Origin of the sequence: Streptomyces sp. NPDC091209 (assembly GCF_044757755.1) — a bacterium.
GTDB lineage: Bacteria > Actinomycetota > Actinomycetes > Streptomycetales > Streptomycetaceae > Streptomyces.
In genome coordinates this window covers 140,221-164,411 of the sequence record NZ_JBIVVR010000005.1, presented here as the reverse complement: position 1 = coordinate 164,411, position 24,191 = coordinate 140,221, and the positions used below count along the sequence as shown (strand labels likewise).

Sequence of the window (24,191 nt, the reverse complement as noted above, 5' to 3'; positions counted from 1 at the left end):
GTGTGACCTCCCCGTACATCGTTGCGATGGATACGGGGATCCTTTCTGCTGTGAGGTCCCTGGCAACAGACGTGACCGGTGTTCTTTACCAATCCGATAGCCGGTATGCCGTGTTCCGTTGAGCGGTGACTCTGGCGCGAATCCGCCTTCTCTCCAAGACAATTGACGTCACGTGAGATCGTGCAGCGCCTCGCCCAGCACCCGCCGCAGCAGCAGCGCGTCGGGGGCGAGCGCGGTCACGAGCACGGCGGGCCCGGCGAGCGGAGTGAGCGCCGCGTACTCGCCCAGCAGCCGCGCCGCGGGCATCTGCCGCTCGAACTCAGGCCGTACGACGACGAGTTGCCCGAGAGCCCGATGTCCCGCGAGGACAGCGGGGCCGTCCCAGCCGCCGGGTGCGCCCGGGCCGCACGCCAACTCCTGGTCGAGCAGGGCCCGTCCGTCGCGCCGCACGGTGAGACGGCTGGTCAGTCGCCCGGGTTCCTCTCCCACCCGCCCGAGCACCTGCTCCTCCCGGAAGACCAGCCGGGCACCGCCCCGCAGGTCGACGCGCGAGGACACACACAGTTCACTGCCACCGGCGGAGATCAACTGCTCCGGCAGCCAGACGAGTTCACCTCCGTCGGCGACGTCGAGGCGTACGTCGTAGCGGGCCTCACCCTTGGCCTGTCCGGGCAGGGCGATGGTGGCGGCGGCCGAACCGACCCGCAGCCGCGCGCCCGGGCCGACCCGGGCCTCGACGGCGAGGTGGTCGCCGCCGAGCGGTCCGCTCATCGCCCCGACCAGCATCACGCGTGCCTCGGATCCCGTGCTCCGGATCCGGCGCAGGGCGAGCGGCCCCTCTCCGTCCAGCACGGGCAGCGAGGTCCCGCCCCGGCCGTCGTCCCTGGCCTCGATCCGCGCGGTGGCGCGTACTCCCGCCGTCGTCATGCCGTCCACGCCGCGAGCCGTTCCCGCACCCAGCCGGCGACCTCCGTGACACCGCTCTCGGTCCTGAGCGACTGGAAGACCACGGGCAGTTCGGCCCGCTGGGCCTTGGCGTCGGTCGCCATTCGCCCCAGGTCGGAGCCGACATACGGAGCCAGATCGGTCTTGTTCACGACGAGCAGGTCGGCCGTCGTGACCCCGGGACCGCCCTTGCGCGGGATGTCGTCCCCGCCCGCGACGTCGATCACGAAGATCTGCGCGTCGACGAGCCCCTTGGAGAAGGTCGCGGTGAGGTTGTCGCCGCCGGACTCCACGAGGATCAGATCCAGCGGCCCGATCTCGTCCTCCAGGTCCTCGACGGCTTCGAGGTTCGCCGAGATGTCGTCCCGGATCGCGGTGTGCGGGCACGCGCCCGTCTCGACTGCGGTGATCCGCTCGGGCGGCAATACCGCTTCCCGCAGGAGGAATTCGGCGTCCTCACGGGTGTAGATGTCATTGGTGACGACGGCGAGGGAGAGCTCGTCGCGCAGCGCCCGGCAGAGCGCGGCGACGGTGGCTGTCTTCCCCGAACCGACGGGTCCACCGAGCCCTATGCGCAGGGCGCGGCGCCTGCCGTCGGGCCGGTGGGCATCGGCGCTGATCGCGGACGGCCCGTCGTGAGTGTGGTCGAGATGCACGGTACGGCTCCAGCTTCGTTCGGCCCGCGCCGGCCGCGAGGCGGCCTGTCCGTCGTTGACGGACCAGCCCCTTCGGGGCCGGCGAGGGGGTTCTGAGGACGATTGCCCCGGAGGCTGTGGGTCCCCCGACGAATCGAGCGGAACCGACACCTCCGGGAAGGTTGGCGGGCCCAGGGACGACCGCACCCGACGGCGCCCACCCCACAGACTTGCTGTGATGCGGAGCCCCACGAAATCCCCGCGCCGCGAGAAGCCCGTGGACTCCCCGCGACACGAAGGCCGCGGACCCTGCGACGCGAAGGCCGGGAACTCGCCGCGCCGCGAAGACCGCGGACCCCCTGCGACGCGAGGCCCCGCGAAGTCCGCGCGCCGCGAAGGCCGCGCACTTCCCGCAAACGCGAAGTCCCGCGGAGTCCCACGCCTCGAAGACCCGCAGGCTTCCCCGCGCCGTGAAGACCCGTGAACCCCCGCGCCGCGAAGCCCTGGGACTCCCCGCGACGCGAAGGTCGCGAACTTCCTGCGACGCGGAGCCCCAAGACCTCCCGGCAATCCGAGAGATCCGATGCGCCCGGCGAGCCGAGGGGCCACGGACTCCCGGCCCGCGTCCCGTGGCTCCCGTGGCTCCCGTGGCTCCCGGGCCCCCGGGCCCCCGGCGACATGGAGGCCCACGCTCGTTACGACGCGAAGAGGCGTACCGGCCAGGCCGCGTGCGCCTCCGCGCTGATCTCCAGGAGCGGCGCCGACGCCGCGGGAAGCGCCTCGACCCCGTCGTCGAGGACCCGCCGCGCCGCACTCGCCGCCGCGTGGGCCACGACATCCAGTTCCGGCGCGAGCCGGGCCAGCGCGGCCGTCGCGTCGAACGGGTCGAGGCTCAGCAGCCGCACCGTCGCCGAGGCCGGCCCGCTGACACACTCGTACGCCGAGCAGTACGCGGCGTCCTCGGGCCCCAGGCCGGCAGCCCGGGCCGCCACGCCCAGCACCACCGGCTGATGGGCGCCCTTGGGGAACTCCCGTGCCAGTGCGTCGAGTTCGTCGGACGGCCAGGTCGCCCTGGCAGCCCGCATGAGCTGCCGTCCCAGCCGCCGCGCGGCGGCCCGCAGCGCGAGGGAGGGCGTGCGCGCGTCGGCGGCCGCGTCCAGGGCCGACGGATCGACCCCGAGCGCCCCCGCCGCCGCCAGCGCGGCCGAGACGAGTCCGGTCGTGTGCAGCCGGCCCCTGCAGAAGTCCTCCAGTGTCGCCGCTCCGGTGATCCGCCCGGCCTTGACGGCCGCCTCGGCCCCGCCGGAGTGCGCGTGCCCTCCGGCGGGAAAGCGGCCGTCTGCCAGGACGAGAAGCGCTGCCCGGGACATCAGAAGAGGAAGTAACGCTGGGCCATGGGCAGTTCGGCGGCCGGAGTCGCCTCGACGAGCTCCCCGTCGATGTGCACGGCGAAGCTGTCGGGGTCGATCCGCACCTCGGGCCGTGCGTCGTTCTCCCGCATGTCGGCCTTGGTCACCGCCCGCGTCGACTCGATGGCGACGAACCGCTTGCCGAGCGAGAGCCGTTCCGGCAGTCCGTCCTCGATCGCGAGCGGTGCCACGAAGTTGAAGGAGTTCGAGGCCGGGGCTCTCCCGATCGCCCCGAACATCGGCCGGGGCAGCACCGGTTGCGGCGTCGGGATGGACGCGTTGGCGTCGCCCATCTGCGCGTACGCGATCATTCCGCCCTTGATGACGAGGTGCGGTTTGACCCCGAAGAACGCGGGCTCCCACAGCACCAGGTCGGCGAGCTTGCCGGTCTCCACGGAGCCGATCTCGCGGGCCAGCCCTTGCGCCAGCGCCGGGTTGATCGTGTATTTGGCGACATAGCGACGTACACGATGGTTGTCCGCGCGTCCGTCGCCCGGCAGCGCACCCCGGCGCCGCTTCATCACATGGGCCGTCTGCCAGGTCCGCATGATGACCTCGCCGACACGGCCCATGGCCTGGGAGTCGGAGGAGATGATCGAGATGGCGCCGAGGTCGTGGAGTATGTCCTCGGCCCCGATCGTCGACGGCCGGATACGGGACTCGGCGAAGGCCAGGTCCTCCGGCACCGCCGGGTTCAGGTGGTGGCAGACCATCAGCATGTCGAGGTGTTCCTCGGCGGTGTTGACGGTGTAGGGCCGGGTCGGGTTGGTGGAACTGGGCAGCACGTACGACTCGGAGACCACGGACATGATGTCCGGCGCGTGCCCGCCGCCCGCACCCTCCGTGTGGTAGGCGTGGATGCCCCGGCCCGCGATGGCGGCGAGGGTGTCGGCGACGAACCCGGCCTCGTTGAGCGTGTCGGTGTGGATGGCGACCTGGATGCCCGTGCGGTCGGCGACGGTGAGCGCGGCGTCGATCGCGGCGGGCGTCGAGCCCCAGTCCTCGTGGATCTTCAGGCCGAGCGCGCCGCCCCGGATCTGCGACAGCATCGCGTCGTGCGAGACGGTGTTGCCCTTGCCGAGCAGACCGAAGTTGAGCGGGTACCCCTCCATCGACTCCAGCATCCGGGCCAGATGCCAGGGCCCGGGCGTGACGGTGGTCGCCTTGGAGCCCTCGGCGGGGCCCGTGCCACCGCCGACGAGCGTCGTGATGCCGGAGGCGAGCGCCTCGTCGGCGATCTGCGGACAGATCAGATGGACGTGCGCGTCGATGGCGCCCGCGGTCACGATCCGCCCGTTGCCCGCGATGATCTCGGTCTCGGGGCCGATCACCAGGTCGGGATGGACCCCGTCCATCGTGTCCGGGTTGCCGGCCTTGCCGATACCGGAGATCCGGCCGTCGCGGATCCCGACGTCGGCCTTGACGATCCCCCAGTGGTCGATGATCACGACACCGGTGATGACCGTGTCCGGGGTGCCTTCCGCCCGCGTGGCGCGTGCCTGGCCCATGGATTCGCGGATGACCTTGCCACCGCCGAACACCGCTTCGTCGCCGGCGAGTCCTGGCCCGCCGGAACGGTCCTCCTCGATCTCGATCAGCAGATCGGTGTCGGCGAGGCGGATCCGGTCGCCGGTGGTGGGGCCGAACAGGTCGGCGTACGCGGCACGGGAGATCTCAGGCATCGAGGGCACCTCCGGTCTCCCCGCGGAGTCCGGGCACCACACGGGCGCCGGCGAGCGGGACGAGTTCGACGTCGACGGGGATCCCGGGCTCGAAGCGCACGGCGGTGCCGGCGGCGACGTTGAGCCGCTTGCCGCGCGCGGCGCCGCGGTCGAAGTCCAGACCGGGATTGGCCTCGGCGAAGTGGTAGTGGGAGCCGACCTGGACGGGGCGGTCGGCGGCGTTGAGGACGGTCAGCCGGGTGACCGCACGGCCCTCGTTGAAGACGACGGGCTCCTCGGCGAAGAGGATCTCTCCGGGAATCATGGCGCTCGCTCCCCCGTCAGACGATCGGATCGTGGACGGTGACGAGTTTGGTGCCGTCGGGAAAGGTCGCCTCGACCTGGACGTCGTGGATCATCTCGGGGATGCCCGTCATGACGTCGTCCCGGGTGAGGATCTTGCGTCCGGAGGACATCAGCTCGGCGACGGTACGGCCGTCACGGGCACCTTCGAGGATGTGCGACGTGATCAGGGCGACGGCCTCGGGGTGGTTCAGTTTCAGTCCGCGGGCCCGGCGCTTCTCGGCGACATCGGCTGCCACATGGATCAGCAGCCTCTCCTGCTCGTGCGGGGTCAGTTGCACGGCGTCCCACCTCACATCCTCGCTCCGGACCGTGCGGGGCCCGGTGGCCGCAGCCACCAAAACCCCTGGTGGCATGGATGGGCACGCTAGTTGGCCGGAGTTTCGAGGACGTTAACCAGCCGGTGATCCCTCCAGGGCCGGGCGGCAGGATCCCGTCAGGTCGGCAAGGCCTCCCCGCTTCCCCGGTTTCACGCCATCGGGCCGCGTAGGCACCCCGGACAGCCGCGACACCATCGGCGAACGGACCGTATACGGCATACCGCGCGGTCGCGGGGGCGGTACCGGGAACGAGGTCGTGGCCGCGGGGGCGGTCCCGGAACGCGGCAGGGGCAGCGGGGGCGGTCCCCTGGCACGGCAGGGGCAGCGGGGGGGGTCCGGTGCGGTGGCTAGGACGCGCTGGGCCCCCGGTGCTCCGCGGCGATCCCGAACCGCTGGCGTTCGCGGGGCGCGGACGCCACGTCGCGGACGCTGGACAGAGCGCTGATCACCTGCTCCTCCGCGGGCTCCTGGAGTTCTTCGAGGCGCTCCAGGTCGGCGGCGGAGACCAGGGCGACGAGGGGCTTCCCGTGCCGCGTCACGACGACGCGCTCACCGCCGTACACGACGCGGTTGATCAGTTCGGCGAGCTCAGCCCTGGCTTGCGTCACCGGAATCTCGTAGGCCATGACGTCCAGCTTAGACCGGGCCCCCGGCACTCCGCGGGGCGCGAGATCCCGTCGGCGGGCGGTGCGTGGTGACCCTCGGCCGGCTCCCGGTGCGGGGATACGGCCCTTTTCGCTCTGAGCGTGGCCCCTTCCACAGAGGCGTACGTCCTGTACATTTTTTACAGACGTCGACCTGAGGAGGCGCGCGCCATGGACAACCCGTCGGCCCGCTATGTCCTGCCCGAATTCACCGAACGCACCAGCGCGGGGCACCAGACGCTGGATCCGTACTCGAAGCTGCTCAGTGAGCGGATCGTTTTCCTCGGGACGCCGATCGACGACACCTCGGCGAACGATGTGATGGCGCAGTTCATGTACCTCGAACACCAGGCGCCCGAGCAGGACATCTCGCTCTACATCAACTCCCCGGGCGGCTCCTTCAGCGCGATGACCGCGATCTACGACACGATGCGGTTCGTCACCTGCGACGTCGAGACGATCTGCCTCGGCCAGGCGGCGTCGGCCGCGGCCGTCCTGCTGGCCGGCGGCACTCGGGGCAAGCGACTCGCCCTCCCGGGAGCGCGCGTCCTCCTCCACCAGCCGTCGGCGCCGGAGCCGATCCAGGGACAGACGAGCGATCTGGTCATCCAGGCCGAGGAGTTGCTGCGCACCCGCGAGCTCCTTGAGCGGATGCTCGTACGGCACACGGGGCGGAGCCCGGAGCAGGTCTCCGCGGACATCGAGCGGGACAAGATCCTCGACGCGCCGGCGGCGCTGGCCTACGGACTGATCGACCGCGTCGTCCCGAGCCGCAGGGCCTCGCGCGCGACTCCCGGCGCGAGGTGAGCGGCCGATGATCCCGGACCTCCCCCCGCTGCCGGCGCTGACCCGCGCCGAGTCCGAGCTGATCGACCGCTACCTCGACGTGGTCGACCTGGTCGGCCGTATCAACCCGTCCCGTCCCGGGGACACCTATCGCGGTCTGAGGGCGGCTCAGGCACTGGTCGGCCAGGCGGTGGCCCTGCGGGACGCCCTCACACTGATGCATCAGCGGGGCGAGAGCGAGGTGCACGCCCCGACACTGGCTCAGGCGCTGCGGGTTCTCGGCGGCGAGCGGCGGGCGGCCCGGGTCACCGTGCCGCCCGAGTCCGGCAGTTGACGGACCCCCACCCCGGAGCCGGTACGCGCCGCGGTGCCGCGGTGTCCGGACCGGGACTCAAACGGACCGGATGGTGTACCCCCCGATGGCGTAGTGAACGATCCTTTCTGCGACCCCTCCAAGTTGCGCAACACGCGGACCAGAAAGGCGGGATGAGGCCCTTCACCGCAGGTGCGGGCCTCGTCGATGTCTCCAACACCCCCTCGAACAGAGGGGTGTCCACCCGAACGGGTGAGTGGTGAGTAAGCCCACAAAACGCCGGTTCAGCTCGGCATTTCCGACACTCATGAGTGAAGATCCCTTCCGACGACAAGCCCCCGCCACAGCGGCGGGGCGGTCCGGGCGGACGCCGAGTCCTGCCGCCGCCCGGATGACCGGTCGACAGATGTGCATCGGCAGGAGTGGAGGACCCAGCTAGACGGGTCGCCGGAACAGTTCCGGGCGGTCCTTGGGGTGAAGCCGCAGCTGCGGCCGGGCAACTTCGCCAGCCCGAATCCGACAGGTCATCCTTCACAGGCGGCTGACGAAGGGTTGCGCATGACTGCGCTCAATCGTGTCCCGTCGCTGTGGACCCGGGCCGGTACGGCCTCGGCGCTCACCCTTGCCGCCGTGGGCGGCAGCCTCGTGGTCCCCGGCGCCGCACCCGCCGCCGAGGCGGCCACCCCTGCGACGAGGGCACTCCAGGTCGCGGCGTCGAAGCACGGCTCCCCTTACCAGTGGGGCGCCACGGGACCGCACCGTTTCGACTGCTCCGGGCTCACGCTCTACTCGTACAAGAAGGCGGGCAAGAAGCTGCCTCGTACGGCCGCGGCGCAGTACAACAAGACGCACCATGTCTCGGCCTCGCACCGCAAGGCCGGTGACCTCGTGTTCTTCCACTCGGGCCGGAACGTGTACCACGTCGGCATCTACGCCGGGAAGGGAAAGATCTGGCACTCCCCGAAGACCGGGGAAGTGGTGAAGCTCGAGAGGATCTGGACGAGAAGCGTCTGGTACGGCAGGGTCAGCTGACCCTGTCCCCCGGGCGGGCGGCACGTGACGCGTGCCGCCCGCCCGGGGGACACGCGGCGCGTGAATCGTGTGCAACACGGGCCGGAGTGGTTACTCGTTCCCCATGACCGCCGACCCGGCCCACGCGTCCCGGAACGAGACGTCCGCGCGAAGCGAGCCGTCCCCGGACGAGCGGACGTCCGGCCGCGACGAGACACGCCTCGAACGGGCGGACCGCAACTTCGCCGAGCTGCTCCAGGAGCTGCGCGTCACCCAGACCGGGGTGCAGATCCTCTTCGCCTTTCTGCTGACGCTCGCCTTCACCCAGCGTTTCCCGACCCTGGACACCGTGCAGCGCGCGACCTACGTGGTCACGCTGTTGCTGGCGGTGCTGGCCGCCGCCCTTTTCACGGCCCCCGCCGCCCTGCACCGGTCGCTGTTCCAGCGGAACGCCAAACCCACCATCGTGCGGGTCTCCTCGCTGCTGGCGACCATCGGCCTGTACGTCCTGACGCTGGCGTTCGCCGGTTCGGTGCTGCTGGTCGTCGACGTGACGCTGGGGCGCGCCGCAGGCATCGCGGCAGGGTCGGGCACCCTGGCCGTCTGTCTGGCGCTGTGGGGGCTGCTGCCCCGGCTCGTGCAGCGCCGTCTCAGCTCCTCAGAGGCTCCAGCAGGAGGACGAGGCCCAGAACGGTGAGGGCGCCGCCCGTGACCGCCTCCACGGCGCGTGCGGCACGCGGCTCGCGCAGCCATCGTCCGAGCCGGTCCACCAGCAGCGCGACCGCCGGGAACCACACCAGGGCGAGAACGACCACGATCAGCGCCAGCAGCAGCGTCCGCGGCATCGCGGGGCTGCCCGCGGGCACGAACTGCGGCAGCAGGCTGAGGAAGGTGACGGGCGCCTTCGGGTTGAGCGCGTTGGTGACGAAGCCCTGCCGCAGCGGACGCGCGCCCGGGCCCGCCGCCCCGGCCACCACGGCTCCACCCGGACGCGTTCCCGCCCCCTCCGCCATCAGGGTGCCCGGAAGCGGGCCGGCCCCCACCGCCACCACCGCGGCTCCCGGAAGCGGGCCGACTCCGTGGGCCGCCGGTCCACGCGGACGGCCCAGGGCGCGGAGCGTGCGCAGGCCCAGGTACAGCACGTAGACACCGCCGAGCAGTTGGAGCGTCCGGAACAGCGCGGGCACGGCGGTGAGGACCGCGGCGACCCCGGCGACGGCGAGCGCGGTGTGGAGCAGCAGCCCGCCCGCGATGCCGAGGGCGCACGCGACCCCGGCCCGGCGTGAGACGAGGGCGTTGCGTACGACGACGGTGAAGTCCGCGCCCGGCATGGCGACCATGCCCGCGGCGACTCCGGTGAAGGCGATGAGCTGTGCGTCCATGCCCCCAGGCTGCCCGGCCCGGGCCTTCAGCAGGTATGTCGAATATCCTGGGCAGGCCTTAAGCAATCGTTTAGACCCGGCAGAGTGCCGCCGGGCCCGGGAGGGGTGCGATGTACGACCCGACGCGGCTCGCGGCGCTGGTGGCGGTCGCCGAGGCGGGGTCGATCACCCGGGCCGCCGAACGCCTCGGATACACCCCGCCGGCCCTGTCCCAGCAGGTGGCGAAACTGGAGCGGGAGGCGGGGGCGACTCTGCTGGTGCGCTCCCATCGCGGGACACGGCTCACCGGCGCGGGTGAACTGCTGGTCGTGCGGGCCCGCAGGGTCCTCGACGAGATGGAGCTGGCCCGGCACGAACTGGCCCGTCTGACGGGACTGTCGGGCGGCACACTGCGGCTCGGCACCTTCCAGACGGCCGGCATCCATCTGCTGCCGCCCGTGCTCAGCGCCTTCCGGCGGGCCCACCCGGACGTGGCCCTCGCGGTCGCCGACTACGAACCTCCGCACGGGATCGCGGCGGTCGCGGCCGGCGAGGTCGACCTGGCGCTCACGCACACCTACCAGCCCGCCCCGCCGGTCCCGCTCCCGTCGTCCGTGGCCGTCGAGCCGGTCCTGGTCGAGGAACTGGTGCTGGTGACCGCTCCCGGTCACCTCCTCGCGGGCGGTTCGGCCCGGCTCCCGCTCGCCGAGCTGGCCGGGCAGCCGCTGATCAGCATGGCGCCGGACCACCCTCCCCGGCAGGGCGTGGAGGCCGCGCTCGCCCGGGCGGGGGCCACTCCGGCGGTGCTCGTCGAGACCCCGGGATACGCCCTGGTGTGCGCGCTGGTCAGCGCCGGGCTCGGGATCGCGGTCGTGCCGGAGATGGTGGCGGCGACCGCGGCGACACCGGTGGGAACGCGGCTCCTGGAGCCGGGGGATCTGCGCCGTACGATCTCGGTCGTCCACCGGACGGATGTGACGGCACCCGCGGCCGACGCGTTCCGTGCCCTGCTGCGCGGCGCCTTCGGGCGGGCCGGACAACACCGGCCCGGCAACCGCCCGGACGTCTGAGAGCCGGACCGATCGGCCCGTTCGAGCACGGTGGCCGACCGGCCCGCCCGAACGGTCCGAACGGCTTGTCCGAACGGTCGGTCCGCGCGGTCCTCGGCACAACCTGTCCGCTCGGCCTGTCCGCACGGTGTGCCCCCACGGCCTGTCCGCACGATGTACCCGCACGGCGGGTTCTCAAGGCTCCTGAGGCCCCCCGGCCGGAACCGGCTGGATCGGCACCGTCCACGGGAGTTCGATGGAGACCGTCTTGCCGCCCTCGGCGGTCGGCCGGACACTGAGTCCGCCGCCGCATTCGGCGGTCAGCCAGCGGATGATCACCATGCCCCGGCCGTTGTCCTGCTGGACAGCCGCGGGCAGCCGCTTCGGAAAGCGCGGATGACTGTCGGTGACACCGATGCGCAGGCGCTCCTCCCGGTCGAGACGAACGCCGACCGTGAAGGTGGGCGACTGCCCGAAGGTGTGCTGGACGGCGTTGGTGGCCAGTTCGGACACGATCAGGCGCACGGTCTCGGCGACTTCGCAGTCGCGTGGCAGGCCCCATTCGGCCAGCACTTCGGCGACGAATTTACGGGCCACGGAAACCGAGGCCGGTTCGCTCGGCAGCGTGACGGATGCTTCCTGGTGATCTGCCATGGCGACGTCGTCCCTTTCCCACCGGACCGGAGCCCGACACCGAGCGGACGGTTCGAGTACGGTCCCGGACTGGTGCTTGCGCCAGACTGCCATTACCGGGCCGGTCGCGGGTGCGATCCACCGAGTAATGCATATATCTGTCGCTCGATGCGGTGAACTCTGCGTCGGCAGAGCGTATTCGGGCGACTTGGAAGGAGTAAGGAGAACAGCCATGCAGCACGGTCCCGCGGTACGCCGCCGCAAGCTCGGCGCCGAACTGCGCGCACTGCGCGCGGGCTCGGGCCTCACGAGCGGCGAGGCTGCCCGCCTGCTCGGCTGGCACCAGTCGAAGGTGAGCCGCATCGAAACCGGCACCAGCGGGGTGAAACCGGCCGACGTGGAACGCCTTCTGAACGCGTACGGCGTCGAGGATCCGGAACTGCGCGAACTCCTCGTCGTGTTGGCGGGGTCCGAGGGCAACGGCCGCCATCACTGGTGGCACGCGTACCGCGGGGTGCTCCCGCCGACGTACCGCGACTTCATCAGTCTGGAGTCGGGAGCCAGCGGTATGCGCACCTTGGAGACCTCTGTCGTACCCGGACTGCTGCAGACGCCGGAGTACGCCCGCGCGGTGACGCGGGCCGCCGTGGACGGACTGGAGGAGAGCAAGCTCGACGCCTTGGTCGAGGTGCGCCTGGCCCGGCAGGACGTGCTGCGTTCGGACCCGCCGCTGGAACTGTCCGCCGTCCTGGACGAAGCGGTGTTACGACGGGAGGTGGGCGGCCCCGATGTGATGGCACGTCAGCTACGCCGACTGACGGAAGCGGCCGCCTTGCCTCAAGTGCGGCTCCAGGTACTGCCGTTCGCCGCCGGGGCACACATCGGAATCACCGGCCCTTTCGTTATTTTCTCATTTCCGAACACAACTGATCTGGACGTGGTTGTTCTCGACCACTTGACGAGTAGCCTCTATCTCGAACGGAAAGAAGACCTCCAGGCCTACGCCGAGGCCTTCAACGCCCTTCAGTTCCACGCCCTTTCGCCCGATGACTCGTTGGACTACATCGCCGGGATAGGTGACGGCGCGTAAGGAGGCACCTCATGTCTGCAATGCCTCGGTACGTACCCTCCAGCACTTCACTGCACGATGTGCGATGGCTGCGCAGCAGCCGCAGTACCGGAATGAACAACTGCGTCGAGACAGCGCGCCCGGGCTCCGGACCCTGGTCCGGAATGGTCGCGGTGCGCGATTCCAAGAACACGGCGGGCCCAGCCCTGATGTTCACCCCCGGCGTCTGGGAGGGGTTCATCACCGGGCTGAACTGACCCCGCACGGTTCACCGCACCACCGCTCCAGAGGTTCACGGCTCCACCGGTTCACCGGTTTTGACTGATCACGTCCACCGCGTGCTCGATCTGCTCCTCGGTGAGGTCCGCGCGGGCCGTCAGCCGCAGCCGCGAAACACCGTCGGGCACCGACGGGGGACGGAAACAGCCGACGGCGAGGCCCGCCTCGCGGCAGTCGGCCGCCCATCGCACCGCCCGTTCGGGGGACGGTGCCCGCACGGAGACGACCGCGGCGTCGGGTCGTACCGCGGAGAGACCCTCCGCCGTCAGCCGGGTGTGCAGCGCCGTGGCCACCTCGCGCGCCCGCGCCGCCCGCTGCGGTTCGCGGCGCAGCAACCGCAGCGCCGCCAGCGCCGCGCCCGCCGCCGCCGGCGCCAGGCCGGTGTCGAAGATGAAGGTGCGCGCCGCGTTGACGAGATGGTCGATGACCGCCGCCGGGCCGAGGACCGCGCCGCCCTGGCTGCCCAGCGACTTGGAGAGCGTGAGCGTCACGACGACGTCCGGGTCCCCCGCGAGCCCCGCCGCGTGCGGAGCGCCCCTGCCGCCGTCGCCCAGGACGCCGAGTCCGTGCGCGTCGTCGACGATCAGTCCGGCGCCGAACTCCCGGCTGGCGAGGGCGAGTTCGCGAAGCGGTGCCGCGTCGCCGTCCACCGAGAAGACCGTGTCGGAGACGGTGACGGCGGGTCCGTCGTGGGTGCCGAGCGCCTTGCGCACGCCGTCGGGGTCCGCGTGACCGACCACCTGGGTGGTGCCGCGGGCCAGCCGGCAGCCGTCGATCAGGGAGGCGTGATTGCCCGCGTCCGAGACGACCAGTGAGCCGTGCGGCGCGAGCGCGGTGACGGCGGCGAGGTTGGCCGCGTAGCCCGAGGACAGGACGAGCGCGGATTCGAAGCCGCAGAAGTCGGCCAGCTCGCGTTCCAGCTCACCGTGCAGTTCGGTGGTGCCGGTGACGAGCCGCGAACCCGTCGCGCCGCCGCCCCAGGTGCGCGCGGCACGGGCCGCGCCCTCGATGACCTCCGGGTGCCGGGCGAGCCCGAGGTAGTCGTTGCTCGCGAGATCGAGCAGCGGCGAGTCGGCGGGACGCGGGCGCAGCGTACGCACCAGTCCGGCCCGGCGGCGCGCCTCGGCCTGCTCGTCGATCCAGCCGAATGCCATGGGTCCTCCGGGGCTCGCCGCGGGTGCGGTGACGGTGTTTTGTAGGCAGTGAACAGACCCTAGCGGTCGCTCCAGCGGGCCAGGATGTGGCAATACCCACACGTCGAACCATCTCTGTTGTGCAAACTCTCCTTGGCCGAGAGCGGTCGCATGGTCCAGGATCGGACCTCATGGACCTGCTGAACACGCTGGTGGACAAGGGGCTTCGGCGCGAGCTGCCGACCCGCGAAGAGGCGCTGGCCGTACTGGCCACCTCCGACGACGACGTGCTGGACGTGGTGGCCGCGGCCGGCAAGGTACGCCGGCACTGGTTCGGCCGACGGGTGAAGCTGAACTACCTCGTCAACCTGAAGTCGGGCCTGTGCCCGGAGGACTGCTCGTACTGCTCGCAGCGACTCGGCTCCACGGCCGGGATCCTCAAGTACAGCTGGCTGAAGCCCGACGAGGCCTCCCGGGCCGCGGCGGCCGGGCTGGCCGGGGGCGCCAAGCGGGTCTGCCTGGTGGCCAGTGGGCGCGGCCCGACGGACCGTGACGTGGACCGGGTCTCCGACACCATCAAGGCGATCAAGGACCAGAACGAGAACGTCGAGGTGTGCGCCTGTCTCGGCCTGCTCTCCGACGGCCAGGCCGAGCGGCTGCGCTCGGCGGGCGCGGACGCCTACAACCACAACCTGAACACGTCCGAGGGGACGTACGGGGAGATCACGACCACCCACACGTACGCCGACCGGGTGGACACCGTCCAGAAGGCGCACGCGGCGGGGCTGTCCGCCTGCTCGGGTCTGATCGCGGGCATGGGCGAGTCGGACGAGGACCTCGTCGACGTCGTGTACGCGCTGCGCGAGCTCGACCCCGACTCCGTTCCGGTGAACTTCCTGATCCCGTTCGAGGGCACCCCGCTCGCCAAGGAGTGGAACCTCACCCCGCAGCGCTGTCTGCGCATTCTCGCCATGGTCCGGTTCGTCTGCCCGGACGTCGAGGTCCGTATCGCCGGTGGCCGCGAGGTGCATCTGCGCACCCTCCAGCCGCTCGCCCTGCACCTCGCCAACTCGATCTTCCTCGGTGACTACCTCACCAGTGAGGGCCAGGCGGGCAAGGCCGACCTGGAGATGATCGCGGACGCCGGTTTCGAGGTGGAGAACGCGGGCGAGGTGACGCTGCCCGAGCACCGCGCGCCGGCCGGCGGCGGGTGCGGCTCACACGCCGAGGCCGGGTGCGGCGCGCACGGCGGCGCGGGATGCGGCTCGCACGCCGAGGCCGGCTGCGGGTCCCAGGAGGGCGGCGGCGGGGTGTGCGGTTCGGCCTCCGCGGCTCCGGCCGAGGCACCCGCGACTGCGGCCACGGTGCCCGCGGCTGCGGCCGAGCTGCCCGCCGACGCCCGTACGGACCTCGTCTCCGTGCGTCGCCGCGGTGCCGGAACGGATCTCGCGCCCAATGCCTGACCTGTCCGCGCCCGAGCTGTCCGTGCGGGAACTGCTCGACCTCGACCGACGGCACGTCTGGCACCCGTACGGGCCGATGCCCGGCCGCCAGGATCCGCTGGTCGTGGAGTCGGCGAGCGGGGTCCGGCTGCGGCTGGCCGACGGCACGGGCGAGCTGATCGACGGCATGTCGTCCTGGTGGTCGGCGATCCACGGCTACAACCACCCGGTTCTGAACGAGGCGGCACGCGGCCAGTTGGACCGCATGAGCCATGTGATGTTCGGCGGGCTCACCCACGAGCCCGCCGTGCGGCTGGCGAAGCGGCTGGTCGACATCTCGCCGGAGGGTCTGGAGCACGTCTTCCTCGCCGACTCCGGCTCGGTCTCCGTCGAGGTCGCGGTCAAGATGTGCCTCCAGCACTGGCGCTCGCTCGGCCGTCCGGGCAAGCAGCGGCTGCTGACCTGGCGGGGCGGCTATCACGGGGACACCTGGCAGCCCATGTCGGTGTGCGACCCCGAGGGCGGGATGCACGAGCTGTGGCAGGGCGTGCTCCAGCGGCAGGTGTTCGCCGACGCGCCGCCTGCCGGGTACGAGGAGTCGTACGCCGACCATCTGCGCGAGCTGATCGGGCGGCACGCCGACGAGCTCGCCGCCGTCATCGTGGAGCCGGTGGTCCAGGGTGCGGGCGGGATGCGGTTCCACTCCCCCGCGTATCTGCGGGTGCTGCGCGAGGCCTGCGACGCGCACGACGTGCTGCTGGTCCTCGACGAGATCGCGACCGGTTTCGGCCGTACGGGTGAGCTGTTCGCGGCGGACCACGCGGGTGTGACCCCGGACGTGATGTGTGTCGGCAAGGCGCTGACCGGCGGGTATCTGACGATGGCGGCGACGCTGTGCACCGCGCGGGTGGCGGACGGCATCTCGCGCGGCGAGGTCCCGGTGCTCGCGCACGGCCCGACCTTCATGGGCAACCCGCTCGCCGCCGCGGTGGCGTGCGCGTCCATCGACCTGCTGCTCGGTCAGGACTGGCGGACCGAGGTGAAGCGGATCGAGGCGGGTCTGCGGGACGGTCTCGCGGAGGCCGCCGCCCTGCCGGGTGTCCGGGAGGTGCGTGTGCTCGGCGCTATCGGAGTCGTCCAGCTCGACCACGAGGTGGACATGAGGGCGGCGACGGCGGCTGCGGTGCGCGAGGGCGTGTGGCTGCGGCCGTTCCGCGACCTCGTCTACACGATGCCGCCGTACGTCACGGGCGACAGGGACCTGGCACGGATCACCCGCGCGGTCTGCGCGGCGGCACGGGAGGGCTGAGATGGCGGTACTGGTGATCACGGGGACGGGCACGGAGGTCGGCAAGACGGTCGTCACGGCCGCCGTCGCCGCCACGGCGCTCGCGGCCGGGCGGTCCGTGGCCGTCCTGAAACCCGCCCAGACGGGGGTAGGTCCGCACGAGCGCGGCGACGCCGACGAGGTGGCCCGGCTCGCGGGGGCCGTCACGACACTCGAACTGGGCCGCTACCCGGAGCCGTTGGCGCCCGCGACGGCGGCCCGGCGTGCCGGACTGGCGGCGGTGTCCCCGCAGTCGGCGGCGGAGGCCGCGGCCAAACTGGCCACCGAGCACGATCTGGTCCTCGTCGAGGGCGCCGGCGGTCTGCTCGTCCGGTTCGACGACGAGGACGGGACGCTGGCGGACGTGGCCCGGCTGCTGGACGCGCCCGTGCTGGTCGTCGCCTCGGCGGGACTGGGCACGCTCAACACGACGGAGCTGACGTCCCGTGAACTGCGGTCGCGGGAGCTGGACTTCGCGGGTGTGGTGATCGGCAGCTGGCCGGACTCCCCCGATCTGGCGATGCGGTGCAATCTCGGGGATCTTCCGGCGGTGTCCGGGGCGCCGCTGCTGGGCGCGGTTCCGGCGGGCGCGGGCTCGCACTCGCCCGCGGACTTCCGTGCGGGGGCGCCGAGTTGGCTGGACCACCGGCTGGGCGGGCGCTGGAACGCGGACGCCTTCGCGGCGGAACACAGGATCTGACGGACACCCCCCTGCGGGCCACCCCGGGTGTGAACCACTCCGTTCCGCACCCCGGGCCCTGCACTCCCGCACCCCGGGCTCTGCACTCCCGGACTCCGGACTCCGGGCTCCCAGCTCCCAGCAGGCGTACCCGGACGCGTGGGGCAGCACGGCGCGCCCTCACCCGTCCGGACGAGCATCGGTGTCGGGCCCTTTGACGTAGAGGGGGCCCCGCACGCGGGGCGCGTGCGGCGGACGTCCCGGGGGGACAATCTCGGTAAGCCCTGTCCCCCGGGAGGTCCGTCATGCCGTTCACGCCGCTCCGGTCGGCCGGCTCGGGCAAGGTCTCTCCGGAGGCCGTGCACCATCCGGTGTTCGCCCGCTACTACGCCCGCTTCAGCGGCGGCGCGGAGACCCGCATGGGGATGGGCCGGGTGCGCGAACGGCTGCTCACCGGACTGTCCGGACGGGTCATCGAGATCGGCGCGGGCAACGGCCTGAACTTCGCGCACTATCCGGGCGCCGTCTCGGAGGTCGTCGCCATCGAACCCGAGCGCCTGCTCCGCCAGCTGGCGGTGGAGGCGGCGCTGCGCTGCGAGGTGCCCGTCGATGTGGCGCCCGGCGCCGCGGAGGCGCTCCCGGTCAAGAGCGAGGCGTACGACGCCGCCGTGCTCTCGCTGGTGCTGTGCAGCGTGCGGGACGTGCCGAGGGCGCTCGCCGAGGTACGACGGGTGCTGCGCCCCGGTGGCACGGTGCGGTTCTTCGAGCACGGCAGGGGTGGCGGACGGCTGATGGGGTCCGTTCAGCGGGGCCTGGACGCCACGGTGTGGCCGCGGCTGTGCGGCGGCTGCCACGTGGCCCGCGACCCGATCGCCGCACTGCGTGAGGCGGGGTTCGAACTGGGCCCTTACCGCAGGCTGTTGATGCCCGAGAAGGGACCGCGCCTGCCCACCTCGTACTGCGTTCTGGGCTCGGCCCGCCGACCGCCGGGCTAGGACGATGTCGGGGCGGTCAGGGGAACCGCGTCACAGGCTCCAGCGGCGCAGCTCGTGCGCGATGTCGTGCACGGTGGCCTCCCCGTTCTTCACCAGGCGGGCCAGCTCCCGCACCTGTTCGGGTGAGGTGACGACCTTCAGGCCGCTGGCGACGAGATAGGCGTACGCGACGGCCGAGGCGAACATCGCGTTGGAGCGTTCGAGCGCCGGGACGTGCAGCAGGAGCTGGAGCAGCGCGGCGGCGCGGGCGTGCGGGCTGTCGTAGACGGGGATGCCGAAGATCTCCGCCTCGTGCCGGCTCACGGCGGCGACGAGGGCTCCCCAGTCGGTGACCTGGGGATCTCCGGGCGTTTTCTGTTCGGCGATCATGAGGAGCCAGGCAAGATCGACTCTGAGACTGCTCAAGGGATCAACGACGACCTTCGCGGGTGCCTTCACGGTCCGAGCCGAATTCCTCGGCGAACACGGACTCGTACTGCTTCATGAAATCGGCGGCGGCCTCCACGAAGGTGTGGCCGACTTCCCCGGTGTCCTGCCGGACCAGCTCCTCGATGTAGCGGTTCACGCTCATCCCCCGTTCCAGGGCTCGCTCCCGGGCGGCCCGCGCCGTGCCTTCGTCCACCCGGACGTTCAGCTGAGTCTTCGCCATCCTTCGAAGCTAGCGCGATATCGCTAGCACAGGCAAGAGGGCCTGGCCCAGGGGTGGAGGACGGCGGTGGAGAACCGCGGTGGAGATTGCCCCTTACATCGACCTCGGGGGCACACCCTGGGGCGGAGACCGTGCGGGACCTAGGGGGGATACCAGGTGTGCCCCGGATCACACTACGCTCGGGCCGGACGAGGAGTCAGGACATCCATCACAGAGGAGGCGGTCTTGTCCACAGCTGCTGCGGAGCAGGTTCCCGGCCGCGCGGAGGGGGACGGGATCGCCGCCCGCGCCCGCGGCCTGACCAAGGCGTACGGATCCGGCGAGACCACGGTGCTGGCCCTCGACTCGGTCGACGTCGACATCGCGCGCGGCCGGTTCACCGCCGTCATGGGCCCCTCGGGCTCGGGAAAGTCCACCCTCATGCACCTCCTTGCGGGCCTCGACACCGTCTCGGCCGGGCAGGTGTGGCTGGGTGACACCGAGATCACCGGGCTGAAGGACCGCGAGCTGACCCGGCTGCGGCGGGACCGGATCGGCTTCATGTTCCAGTCCTTCAATCTGATCCCCACCTTGAACGCGGCGGAGAACATCACGCTGCCCATGGACATCGCGGGCCAGAAGCCCGACCAGAAGTGGCTGGACCAGGTCATCGACACCCTCGGGCTGCGCGACCGGCTGAAGCACCGGCCCGCCCAGCTCTCGGGAGGGCAGCAGCAGCGGGTCGCTTGCGCCCGGGCGCTCGCCTCCCGGCCCGAGCTGATCTTCGCGGACGAGCCGACCGGCAACCTCGACTCCCGCGCGGGCCTCGAAGTCCTCGGCTTCCTGCGCGAGGCCGTCGACGAGCTGGGCCAGACCGTCGTCATGGTGACGCACGATCCGGGCGCCGCCGCCCACTCCGACCTGGTGCTCTTCCTCGCGGACGGGCGGATCGTGGACGAGATGGAGCGGCCCTCGGCAGAAGCCGTGCTGGAGCGGATGAAGCGTTTCGACACGACGCGGGTGACCTTCGACGGCGGGCGCGGCGCGCCCGGCGAAGCGGTGCCCGCCGGCGGCTCCGGCGCCGCACCGCGCGCCGAGGCCGACTCCGGTGACACGGCCCCCGTCCCTGCCGACTCCGGTGCTACGGCCCCCGCCGAGGTCGACTCCGCCGCTACGGCCCCCGCCGACGGCGCGAGTGACACGGCCCAGGCCGGATCCGGTGGCATCGCTCCCGGCCGCGACTCCGGTGACGTAACCCTCGACAAGGACTGAGGCGGTCGTGCTCAAGGCGACACTGCGAAGTTTTCTCGCGCACAAAGGCCGGCTGCTGCTCTCGGCGCTGGCCATCGTGCTGTCCGTGGCCTTCGTCGCGGGCAGTCTCATCTTCTCGGACACGGTGACCCGCACGTTCGACCGGCTCTTCGCCTCCACCGCGGCCGATGTGACCGTGGAGCCGAAGAACGACCTGAAGTCGCAACTGCCGACCGGAGCCACCGAGACCGTGCCGGCCTCGCTCGCGGACCGGCTCGCCAAGGTCGACGGAGTCGCCGCCACCCATGTCGACGCGTCGGTGGAGAACGCCCCGGTCGTCGACAGCGCGAACAAGTCGGTCGGACCGACCACAGGCGCCCCCACCATCGTCACCAACTGGCAGATCACCGAACGCAGTCCGGTGAAACTGACCTCCGGGCACGAGCCGCGGGGCAGCGGCGAGGCCCTGCTCGACGCGGACACCGCCGACAAGAAGCACCTCGGCATCGGCGACACCCTGACGGTGCAGGCGCAGCCCGGCTCGTTCGAGGTGCGCATCGTCGGGATCGCCACCTTCACGACCACCAACCCGGGTGCCGCACTGATCTTCCTCGACACCCCGACCGCGCAGACCAAGCTGCTCGGCCGCCCCGACGTCGCCACGAGCGTCTCCGTGGACGCGGCACCGGGCGTCGACGACGCCGTGCTCAAGCAGCGCGTCTCCGCCGAACTCGGCGCCAGGACCTACGACGTGAAGACCGCCGAGGAGCAGGCGAAGTCCTCCGCCGCCCAGCTCGGCGGATTCCTCGACGTCATCAAGTACGTGATGCTCGGCTTCGCCGGGATCGCGGTGCTCGTCGGCATATTCCTCATCGTCAACACCTTCTCCATGCTGATCGCCCAGCGCACCCGGGAACTCGGGCTGCTGCGGGCGCTCGGCGCCGACCGCCGCCAGGTGCGCCGGTCGGTGCTCACCGAGGCGCTGCTCCTCGGGCTGGTCGGTTCGACCCTCGGCCTGGCGGCCGGGATCGGGCTGGCGGTCGGGCTGATCAAGCTGATGACCGCGTTCGGCATGAACCTCAAGTCCACGGAGATGGTGATCGGTTGGCCGACACCCGTGGCGGCGTACGTCGTCGGGGTCGGCGTCACCTACGTCGCGGCCTATCTCCCGGCCAGGCGCGCGGCGACCGTCTCCCCCATGGCGGCCCTCTCGGACGCCGAAGTCACGGGCGTGGGAAGGCCGTTGCGGGTACGGGCCGTGGTGGGCGCAGTCGTCGGCGCGGCCGGGGCCGCTGCTCTCGCGGGATGCGCGGCCTCGACGAAGACCTCGACCGCGGCCTCCCTGCTGGGACTCGGGGTCGTCCTGACGCTGATCGCCACGGTGATCGCGGGGCCGCTGCTCGTCCGGCCGGTGATCCGCGTCCTCGGGGGCGCGTTCCCCGCGCTCTTCGGTCCGGTGGGCCGGATGAGTCAGCGCAACGCGCTGCGCAATCCGCGGCGCACGGGTGCCACCGCGGCCGCACTGATGGTCGGACTCGCCCTGGTCGGCGGGATGTCCGTGGCCAGCGCGTCCATGAGCAAGTCCTTCGACCAACAGATCGACAAAACCCTCGGCGCCGACTTCGTGCTCCAGAACGCCAACTTCGTGCCGTTCTCGCACGAGGTCACGGACAAGGTCCGCGCCACCGAGGGCGTCGGGCTCGTGGTCCGCCAGCGGTTCACCCCGGTCGCGGTCCGGCTGCCCGACGGCAAGCGGGTCGAGACGACCGCCTCGGCCTACGATCCGCAGCTCGACGACGTCGCCCACATCACCTATGCGCGGGGCGACACCGCCGCGGCGCTCGGCGACGGTCGCATCGCCATGGACGCGAAGTTCGCCGAGGACCACGGCGTGCGGGTCGGCGCCACGATTCCCGTCGAGTTCCCCGCCGGCCGCAGGGCCGATCTGACGGTGGGCGCGCTCACCGACCAGGCCGGCAGCGGAGGGTTCGGGATGCAGGGCGGGCTCGTCATCGGCTTCGGCACGATCGAGAAGTACGTGCCCGGCGGGCAGGACTCGGCGCTGTACGTGAACGCGGCCCCGGGCACCGCCCCGGACCGGCTGCGCCCCCGTCTGGAGCAGACCCTCACCCCGTATCCCCAGGTCCAGGTCCGTGACCAGGCCGACTACAAGAAGCTGGTCCACGACCAGATCGCCGTGCTGCTCTACCTCGTGTACGCGCTGCTCGGGCTCGCGATCGTCATCGCGGTGCTCGGCGTGGTCAACACCCTCGCCCTGTCGGTCGTCGAGCGCACCCGCGAGATCGGACTCCTGCGTGCCATCGGGCTCGGCAGGCGCCAGCTGCGCCGGATGATCCGTCTGGAGTCGGTGGTGATCGCCGTGTTCGGCGCGGTGCTCGGTCTGGCGCTGGGGATCGTCTGGGGTGTCTGCGTCCAACAGGTGCTCGCGCTGCAGGGCATGAAGGCGCTCGCGATCCCCTGGACGACGATCGTCGCGGTCGTGATCGGCTCGGCCGTCGTCGGGATCGTCGCGGCGCTGCTCCCGGCGCTGCGCGCGTCGCGCATGAATGTCCTCGCGGCCATCGCGCACGAGTGACCGCCGGCTCGCCCCGGTCCGGCGGACCGGGGCGAGCCGCCCATAGCCGGGACAAGTTCGCCAAGTCCGGGGCGAGTCCCCGGGAGAAGGGATGGTTCATGCCGCGCCCGTTCCGTTTCGGCGTCAGCCTGATCGAAGCCGCGCCCGGCGCCGAGTGGGCCGCCAAGTGCCGCCGTGCCGAGGAGCTCGGCTACGACGTGATCACCGTGGCGGACCATCTGGGCATGCCCGCGCCGTTCCCCTCGCTGGTCGCCGCCGCCGGGGCCACCGAACGGCCCCGGCTCGGTACCTTCGTGCTCAACGCGGGCTTCTGGAACCCCGCGCTGCTGGCCCGTGAGGTGGCCACCACGGACGCGCTGACAGGCGGTCGCCTCGAACTCGGCCTCGGCACCGGGTACGTACCGGCGGAGCACGAGGCGGCGGGCCTGCCCTGGGGCACCGCGCGCGAGCGGGTCGACCATCTCCTGTGCACGGTCGAGGAGTTGGAGCGGCTCCGCGGCTCGGACCAACTCACCCGCGGCACTCCGCGGCCGGGCGGGAAGGCTCCCGGAGCGCCGCCCGGCGGGCCGCCGCGGGTGCCGTTGCTGATCGGGGCCAACGGCGACCGGATGCTCCGTATCGCCGCGGAACACGCGGACATCGCCGCGTTCACCGGGGCGCGGACCCGGCCGAACGGCGCCCTGGAGCCGGTCACGGCCGCCGAACTCGACGAACGCGTCGCCCTCTACCGGAGCGCGGCCGCCGCGCGCGAGGTGCCCGCCGAGCTCAACCTGCTGATTCAGATCGTCGCCGTCACCGACGACCGCCGTGCCGCGATCGGCCCGTGGCTGCCCCGGATCCCGCGTCTGACCGAAGGGCAGGTCCTTGAGCTGCCCATCGTCCTGGTGGGCACCGTGGAGCAGATCGTCGGACAGGTGCGGGCCCAGCGGGAGCGCTACGGATTCTCGTATCTGACGGTGCTGGAACCGAACCTGGAGGCCTTCGCTCCCGTGGTCCGCGCGCTGCGCGGCCGGTGACCGTCCGCATGACGGAAACGCCGTTGCGGCGCGCGGTCCGCGTGATGGGATCGGACCATGAAGGACTTGCGGTTACGGGCCGCGCAACCGGACGACCTCGACGCCGTTCTCGCCTTCTGGAAGGCGGCCGCCGAGGGCACGAGCATCAGTGACGACCGGGACGGCGTGGAGCGGCTGGTCGCCCGGGATCCCGGGGCGCTGCTGCTGGCGGAACACGCCGGGGAACTGGTCGGCACGGTGATCGCCGGCTTCGACGGCTGGCGCTGCCATCTGTACCGGCTGGCGGTCCACCCCGGGCGACGCCGCCTCGGTATCGGCTCGGCACTGCTCGCCGCCGCGGAGGAACGTTTCGTTCGGCTCGGAGGGCGGCGCGGGGACGCGATGGTGCTGGAGCGGAACGAGACCGCGCACCATGCCTGGCGCGCCGCGGGGTATGTGCCCGAGGAGCACTGGCGACGCTGGGTGAAGCCGCTCACCGACTAGGACTCCAGGGCGCCGACCGGCGGCAGGGGCACCGAGGAGATCCCTTTGCCTGTCCTTTACCCTTGTTGGACCGTCATTCCTTCCACGAAAGGTGTGAGCGTCCGCCCATGGGCGAGCCTCCCAGTACCCTCAGCCGTGATCCTCACGGTGGCCGCGGACATCG

Annotated in this window: 26 protein-coding genes, 1 pseudogene and 1 riboswitch; of the genes and pseudogenes, 15 read left to right on the top strand and 12 right to left on the bottom strand. The window is 71.7% G+C overall.

Annotation, left to right across the window (positions count from 1 at the left end; all coding sequences use genetic code 11):
- Nucleotides 1-168: 168 nt before the first annotated feature.
- From ACIQRL_RS16345 to ACIQRL_RS16315, 7 genes are all read right to left on the bottom strand, one after another.
- Nucleotides 169-927 carry an urease accessory protein UreD gene (locus ACIQRL_RS16345; protein WP_401331886.1) on the bottom strand — a complete coding sequence of 253 codons (759 nt, stop codon included), beginning with the start codon at nt 925-927 and terminating at the stop codon, nt 169-171.
- Nucleotides 924-1,601 carry an urease accessory protein UreG gene (gene ureG / locus ACIQRL_RS16340; RefSeq protein WP_401331885.1) on the bottom strand — a complete coding sequence of 226 codons (678 nt, stop codon included), beginning with the start codon at nt 1,599-1,601 and terminating at the stop codon, nt 924-926. Before ureG ends, ACIQRL_RS16345 begins: the two co-directional genes overlap by 4 nt.
- A 674-nt stretch (nt 1,602-2,275) precedes the next feature.
- Nucleotides 2,276-2,950, bottom strand: coding sequence for an urease accessory protein UreF (locus ACIQRL_RS16335; protein ID WP_401331884.1), 675 nt, complete (start codon nt 2,948-2,950; stop codon nt 2,276-2,278).
- Nucleotides 2,950-4,671 carry an urease subunit alpha gene (locus ACIQRL_RS16330; protein ID WP_401331883.1) on the bottom strand — a complete coding sequence of 574 codons (1,722 nt, stop codon included), beginning with the start codon at nt 4,669-4,671 and terminating at the stop codon, nt 2,950-2,952. The genes ACIQRL_RS16335 and ACIQRL_RS16330 overlap by 1 nt, the downstream gene beginning before the upstream one ends.
- Nucleotides 4,664-4,975: an urease subunit beta gene (locus ACIQRL_RS16325; protein ID WP_401331882.1), complete on the bottom strand. Its 312-nt coding sequence runs from the start codon at nt 4,973-4,975 to the stop codon at nt 4,664-4,666. The genes ACIQRL_RS16330 and ACIQRL_RS16325 overlap by 8 nt, the downstream gene beginning before the upstream one ends.
- A 16-nt stretch (nt 4,976-4,991) precedes the next feature.
- Nucleotides 4,992-5,294, bottom strand: a complete 303-nt coding sequence (locus tag ACIQRL_RS16320) for an urease subunit gamma (protein ID WP_326789136.1) — start codon at nt 5,292-5,294, stop codon at nt 4,992-4,994.
- Between the two features lie 386 nt (nt 5,295-5,680).
- A complete protein-coding gene (locus ACIQRL_RS16315; protein WP_401331881.1) occupies nt 5,681-5,959 on the bottom strand; it encodes a type II toxin-antitoxin system Phd/YefM family antitoxin in 279 nt (92 codons plus the stop codon).
- A 189-nt stretch (nt 5,960-6,148) separates the two neighbouring features.
- Here ACIQRL_RS16315 and ACIQRL_RS16310 point away from each other — a divergent pair, with 189 nt between their 5' ends.
- The 4 genes from ACIQRL_RS16310 (at nt 6,149) to ACIQRL_RS16295 (ending at nt 8,784) form a co-directional block, all read left to right on the top strand.
- Entirely contained in the window at nt 6,149-6,784 is a 636-nt protein-coding gene (locus ACIQRL_RS16310; RefSeq protein WP_401331880.1) for an ATP-dependent Clp protease proteolytic subunit, read from the top strand.
- Nucleotides 6,785-6,791: 7 nt separating this feature from the next.
- Nucleotides 6,792-7,097 (top strand): hypothetical protein, encoded by a 306-nt coding sequence (locus ACIQRL_RS16305; RefSeq protein WP_401331879.1) that lies wholly within the window; start codon nt 6,792-6,794, stop codon nt 7,095-7,097.
- A 347-nt stretch (nt 7,098-7,444) separates the two neighbouring features.
- Nucleotides 7,445-7,631: riboswitch (cyclic di-AMP (ydaO/yuaA leader) on the top strand.
- 3 nt (nt 7,632-7,634) lie between these two features.
- Complete coding sequence (locus ACIQRL_RS16300; RefSeq protein WP_401331878.1) at nt 7,635-8,108, top strand: C40 family peptidase; 474 nt, start codon at nt 7,635-7,637, stop codon at nt 8,106-8,108.
- 103 nt (nt 8,109-8,211) lie between these two features.
- The gene (locus ACIQRL_RS16295; RefSeq protein WP_401331877.1) at nt 8,212-8,784 is read left to right on the top strand and encodes a DUF6328 family protein; all 573 of its coding nucleotides are present in this window, start codon (nt 8,212-8,214) and stop codon (nt 8,782-8,784) included.
- Here ACIQRL_RS16295 and ACIQRL_RS16290 read toward each other — a convergent pair.
- A complete protein-coding gene (locus ACIQRL_RS16290; protein WP_401331876.1) occupies nt 8,738-9,469 on the bottom strand; it encodes a LysE family translocator in 732 nt (243 codons plus the stop codon). The genes ACIQRL_RS16295 and ACIQRL_RS16290 overlap by 47 nt on opposite strands.
- A gap of 110 nt (nt 9,470-9,579) precedes the next feature.
- Here ACIQRL_RS16290 and ACIQRL_RS16285 point away from each other — a divergent pair, with 110 nt between their 5' ends.
- Nucleotides 9,580-10,518: a LysR family transcriptional regulator gene (locus tag ACIQRL_RS16285; RefSeq protein ID WP_401331875.1), complete on the top strand. Its 939-nt coding sequence runs from the start codon at nt 9,580-9,582 to the stop codon at nt 10,516-10,518.
- Between the two features lie 174 nt (nt 10,519-10,692).
- Here ACIQRL_RS16285 and ACIQRL_RS16280 read toward each other — a convergent pair whose 3' ends face one another.
- The gene (locus ACIQRL_RS16280) at nt 10,693-11,151 is read right to left on the bottom strand and encodes an ATP-binding protein (RefSeq protein WP_401331874.1); all 459 of its coding nucleotides are present in this window, start codon (nt 11,149-11,151) and stop codon (nt 10,693-10,695) included.
- Nucleotides 11,152-11,362: 211 nt separating this feature from the next.
- Here ACIQRL_RS16280 and ACIQRL_RS16275 point away from each other — a divergent pair, with 211 nt between their 5' ends.
- The gene (locus tag ACIQRL_RS16275) at nt 11,363-12,220 is read left to right on the top strand and encodes a helix-turn-helix domain-containing protein (RefSeq protein ID WP_401331873.1); all 858 of its coding nucleotides are present in this window, start codon (nt 11,363-11,365) and stop codon (nt 12,218-12,220) included.
- A gap of 11 nt (nt 12,221-12,231) precedes the next feature.
- Nucleotides 12,232-12,456: a DUF397 domain-containing protein gene (locus tag ACIQRL_RS16270; RefSeq protein WP_401331872.1), complete on the top strand. Its 225-nt coding sequence runs from the start codon at nt 12,232-12,234 to the stop codon at nt 12,454-12,456.
- A 51-nt stretch (nt 12,457-12,507) separates the two neighbouring features.
- On the opposite strand, the gene ACIQRL_RS16265 is transcribed toward ACIQRL_RS16270, so the two are convergent.
- Nucleotides 12,508-13,632: an 8-amino-7-oxononanoate synthase gene (locus tag ACIQRL_RS16265; protein WP_401331871.1), complete on the bottom strand. Its 1,125-nt coding sequence runs from the start codon at nt 13,630-13,632 to the stop codon at nt 12,508-12,510.
- A 170-nt stretch (nt 13,633-13,802) separates the two neighbouring features.
- Here ACIQRL_RS16265 and bioB point away from each other — a divergent pair, with 170 nt between their 5' ends.
- The 4 genes from bioB (at nt 13,803) to ACIQRL_RS16245 (ending at nt 18,054) form a co-directional block, all read left to right on the top strand.
- Entirely contained in the window at nt 13,803-15,074 is a 1,272-nt protein-coding gene (gene bioB, locus ACIQRL_RS16260; protein WP_401331870.1) for a biotin synthase BioB, read from the top strand.
- Nucleotides 15,067-16,362 (top strand): adenosylmethionine--8-amino-7-oxononanoate transaminase, encoded by a 1,296-nt coding sequence (locus ACIQRL_RS16255; RefSeq protein ID WP_401331869.1) that lies wholly within the window; start codon nt 15,067-15,069, stop codon nt 16,360-16,362. Before bioB ends, ACIQRL_RS16255 begins: the two co-directional genes overlap by 8 nt.
- Nucleotide 16,363: 1 nt before the next feature.
- Entirely contained in the window at nt 16,364-17,080 is a 717-nt protein-coding gene (gene bioD, locus ACIQRL_RS16250) for a dethiobiotin synthase (protein ID WP_401331868.1), read from the top strand.
- Between the two features lie 284 nt (nt 17,081-17,364).
- On the top strand, nt 17,365-18,054 hold the full coding sequence (locus ACIQRL_RS16245; RefSeq protein WP_401331867.1) for a class I SAM-dependent methyltransferase: 690 nt from the start codon (nt 17,365-17,367) through the stop codon (nt 18,052-18,054).
- Between the two features lie 30 nt (nt 18,055-18,084).
- Here the strand turns inward: ACIQRL_RS16245 and ACIQRL_RS16240 are convergent, their stop codons facing one another.
- Together ACIQRL_RS16240 and ACIQRL_RS16235 are read right to left on the bottom strand one after the other, a co-directional pair.
- Nucleotides 18,085-18,459 carry a fic family toxin-antitoxin system, toxin component gene (locus tag ACIQRL_RS16240; protein ID WP_355838583.1) on the bottom strand — a complete coding sequence of 125 codons (375 nt, stop codon included), beginning with the start codon at nt 18,457-18,459 and terminating at the stop codon, nt 18,085-18,087.
- A 4-nt stretch (nt 18,460-18,463) separates the two neighbouring features.
- Nucleotides 18,464-18,703, bottom strand: coding sequence for a toxin-antitoxin system HicB family antitoxin (locus tag ACIQRL_RS16235; RefSeq protein ID WP_401331866.1), 240 nt, complete (start codon nt 18,701-18,703; stop codon nt 18,464-18,466).
- A gap of 225 nt (nt 18,704-18,928) precedes the next feature.
- Here ACIQRL_RS16235 and ACIQRL_RS16230 point away from each other — a divergent pair.
- The 4 genes and pseudogenes from ACIQRL_RS16230 to ACIQRL_RS16215 form a co-directional block, all read left to right on the top strand.
- Nucleotides 18,929-19,717 (top strand): annotated as a pseudogene (locus ACIQRL_RS16230) (ABC transporter ATP-binding protein); the annotation flags it as partial.
- 244 nt (nt 19,718-19,961) lie between these two features.
- Nucleotides 19,962-22,529, top strand: a complete 2,568-nt coding sequence (locus ACIQRL_RS16225) for an ABC transporter permease (protein ID WP_401331865.1) — start codon at nt 19,962-19,964, stop codon at nt 22,527-22,529.
- A 98-nt stretch (nt 22,530-22,627) separates the two neighbouring features.
- Nucleotides 22,628-23,545, top strand: a complete 918-nt coding sequence (locus ACIQRL_RS16220; protein WP_401331864.1) for an LLM class F420-dependent oxidoreductase — start codon at nt 22,628-22,630, stop codon at nt 23,543-23,545.
- Nucleotides 23,546-23,602: 57 nt separating this feature from the next.
- A complete protein-coding gene (locus ACIQRL_RS16215) occupies nt 23,603-24,028 on the top strand; it encodes a GNAT family N-acetyltransferase (protein ID WP_401331863.1) in 426 nt (141 codons plus the stop codon).
- The last annotated feature ends 163 nt before the right edge of the window (nt 24,029-24,191 follow it).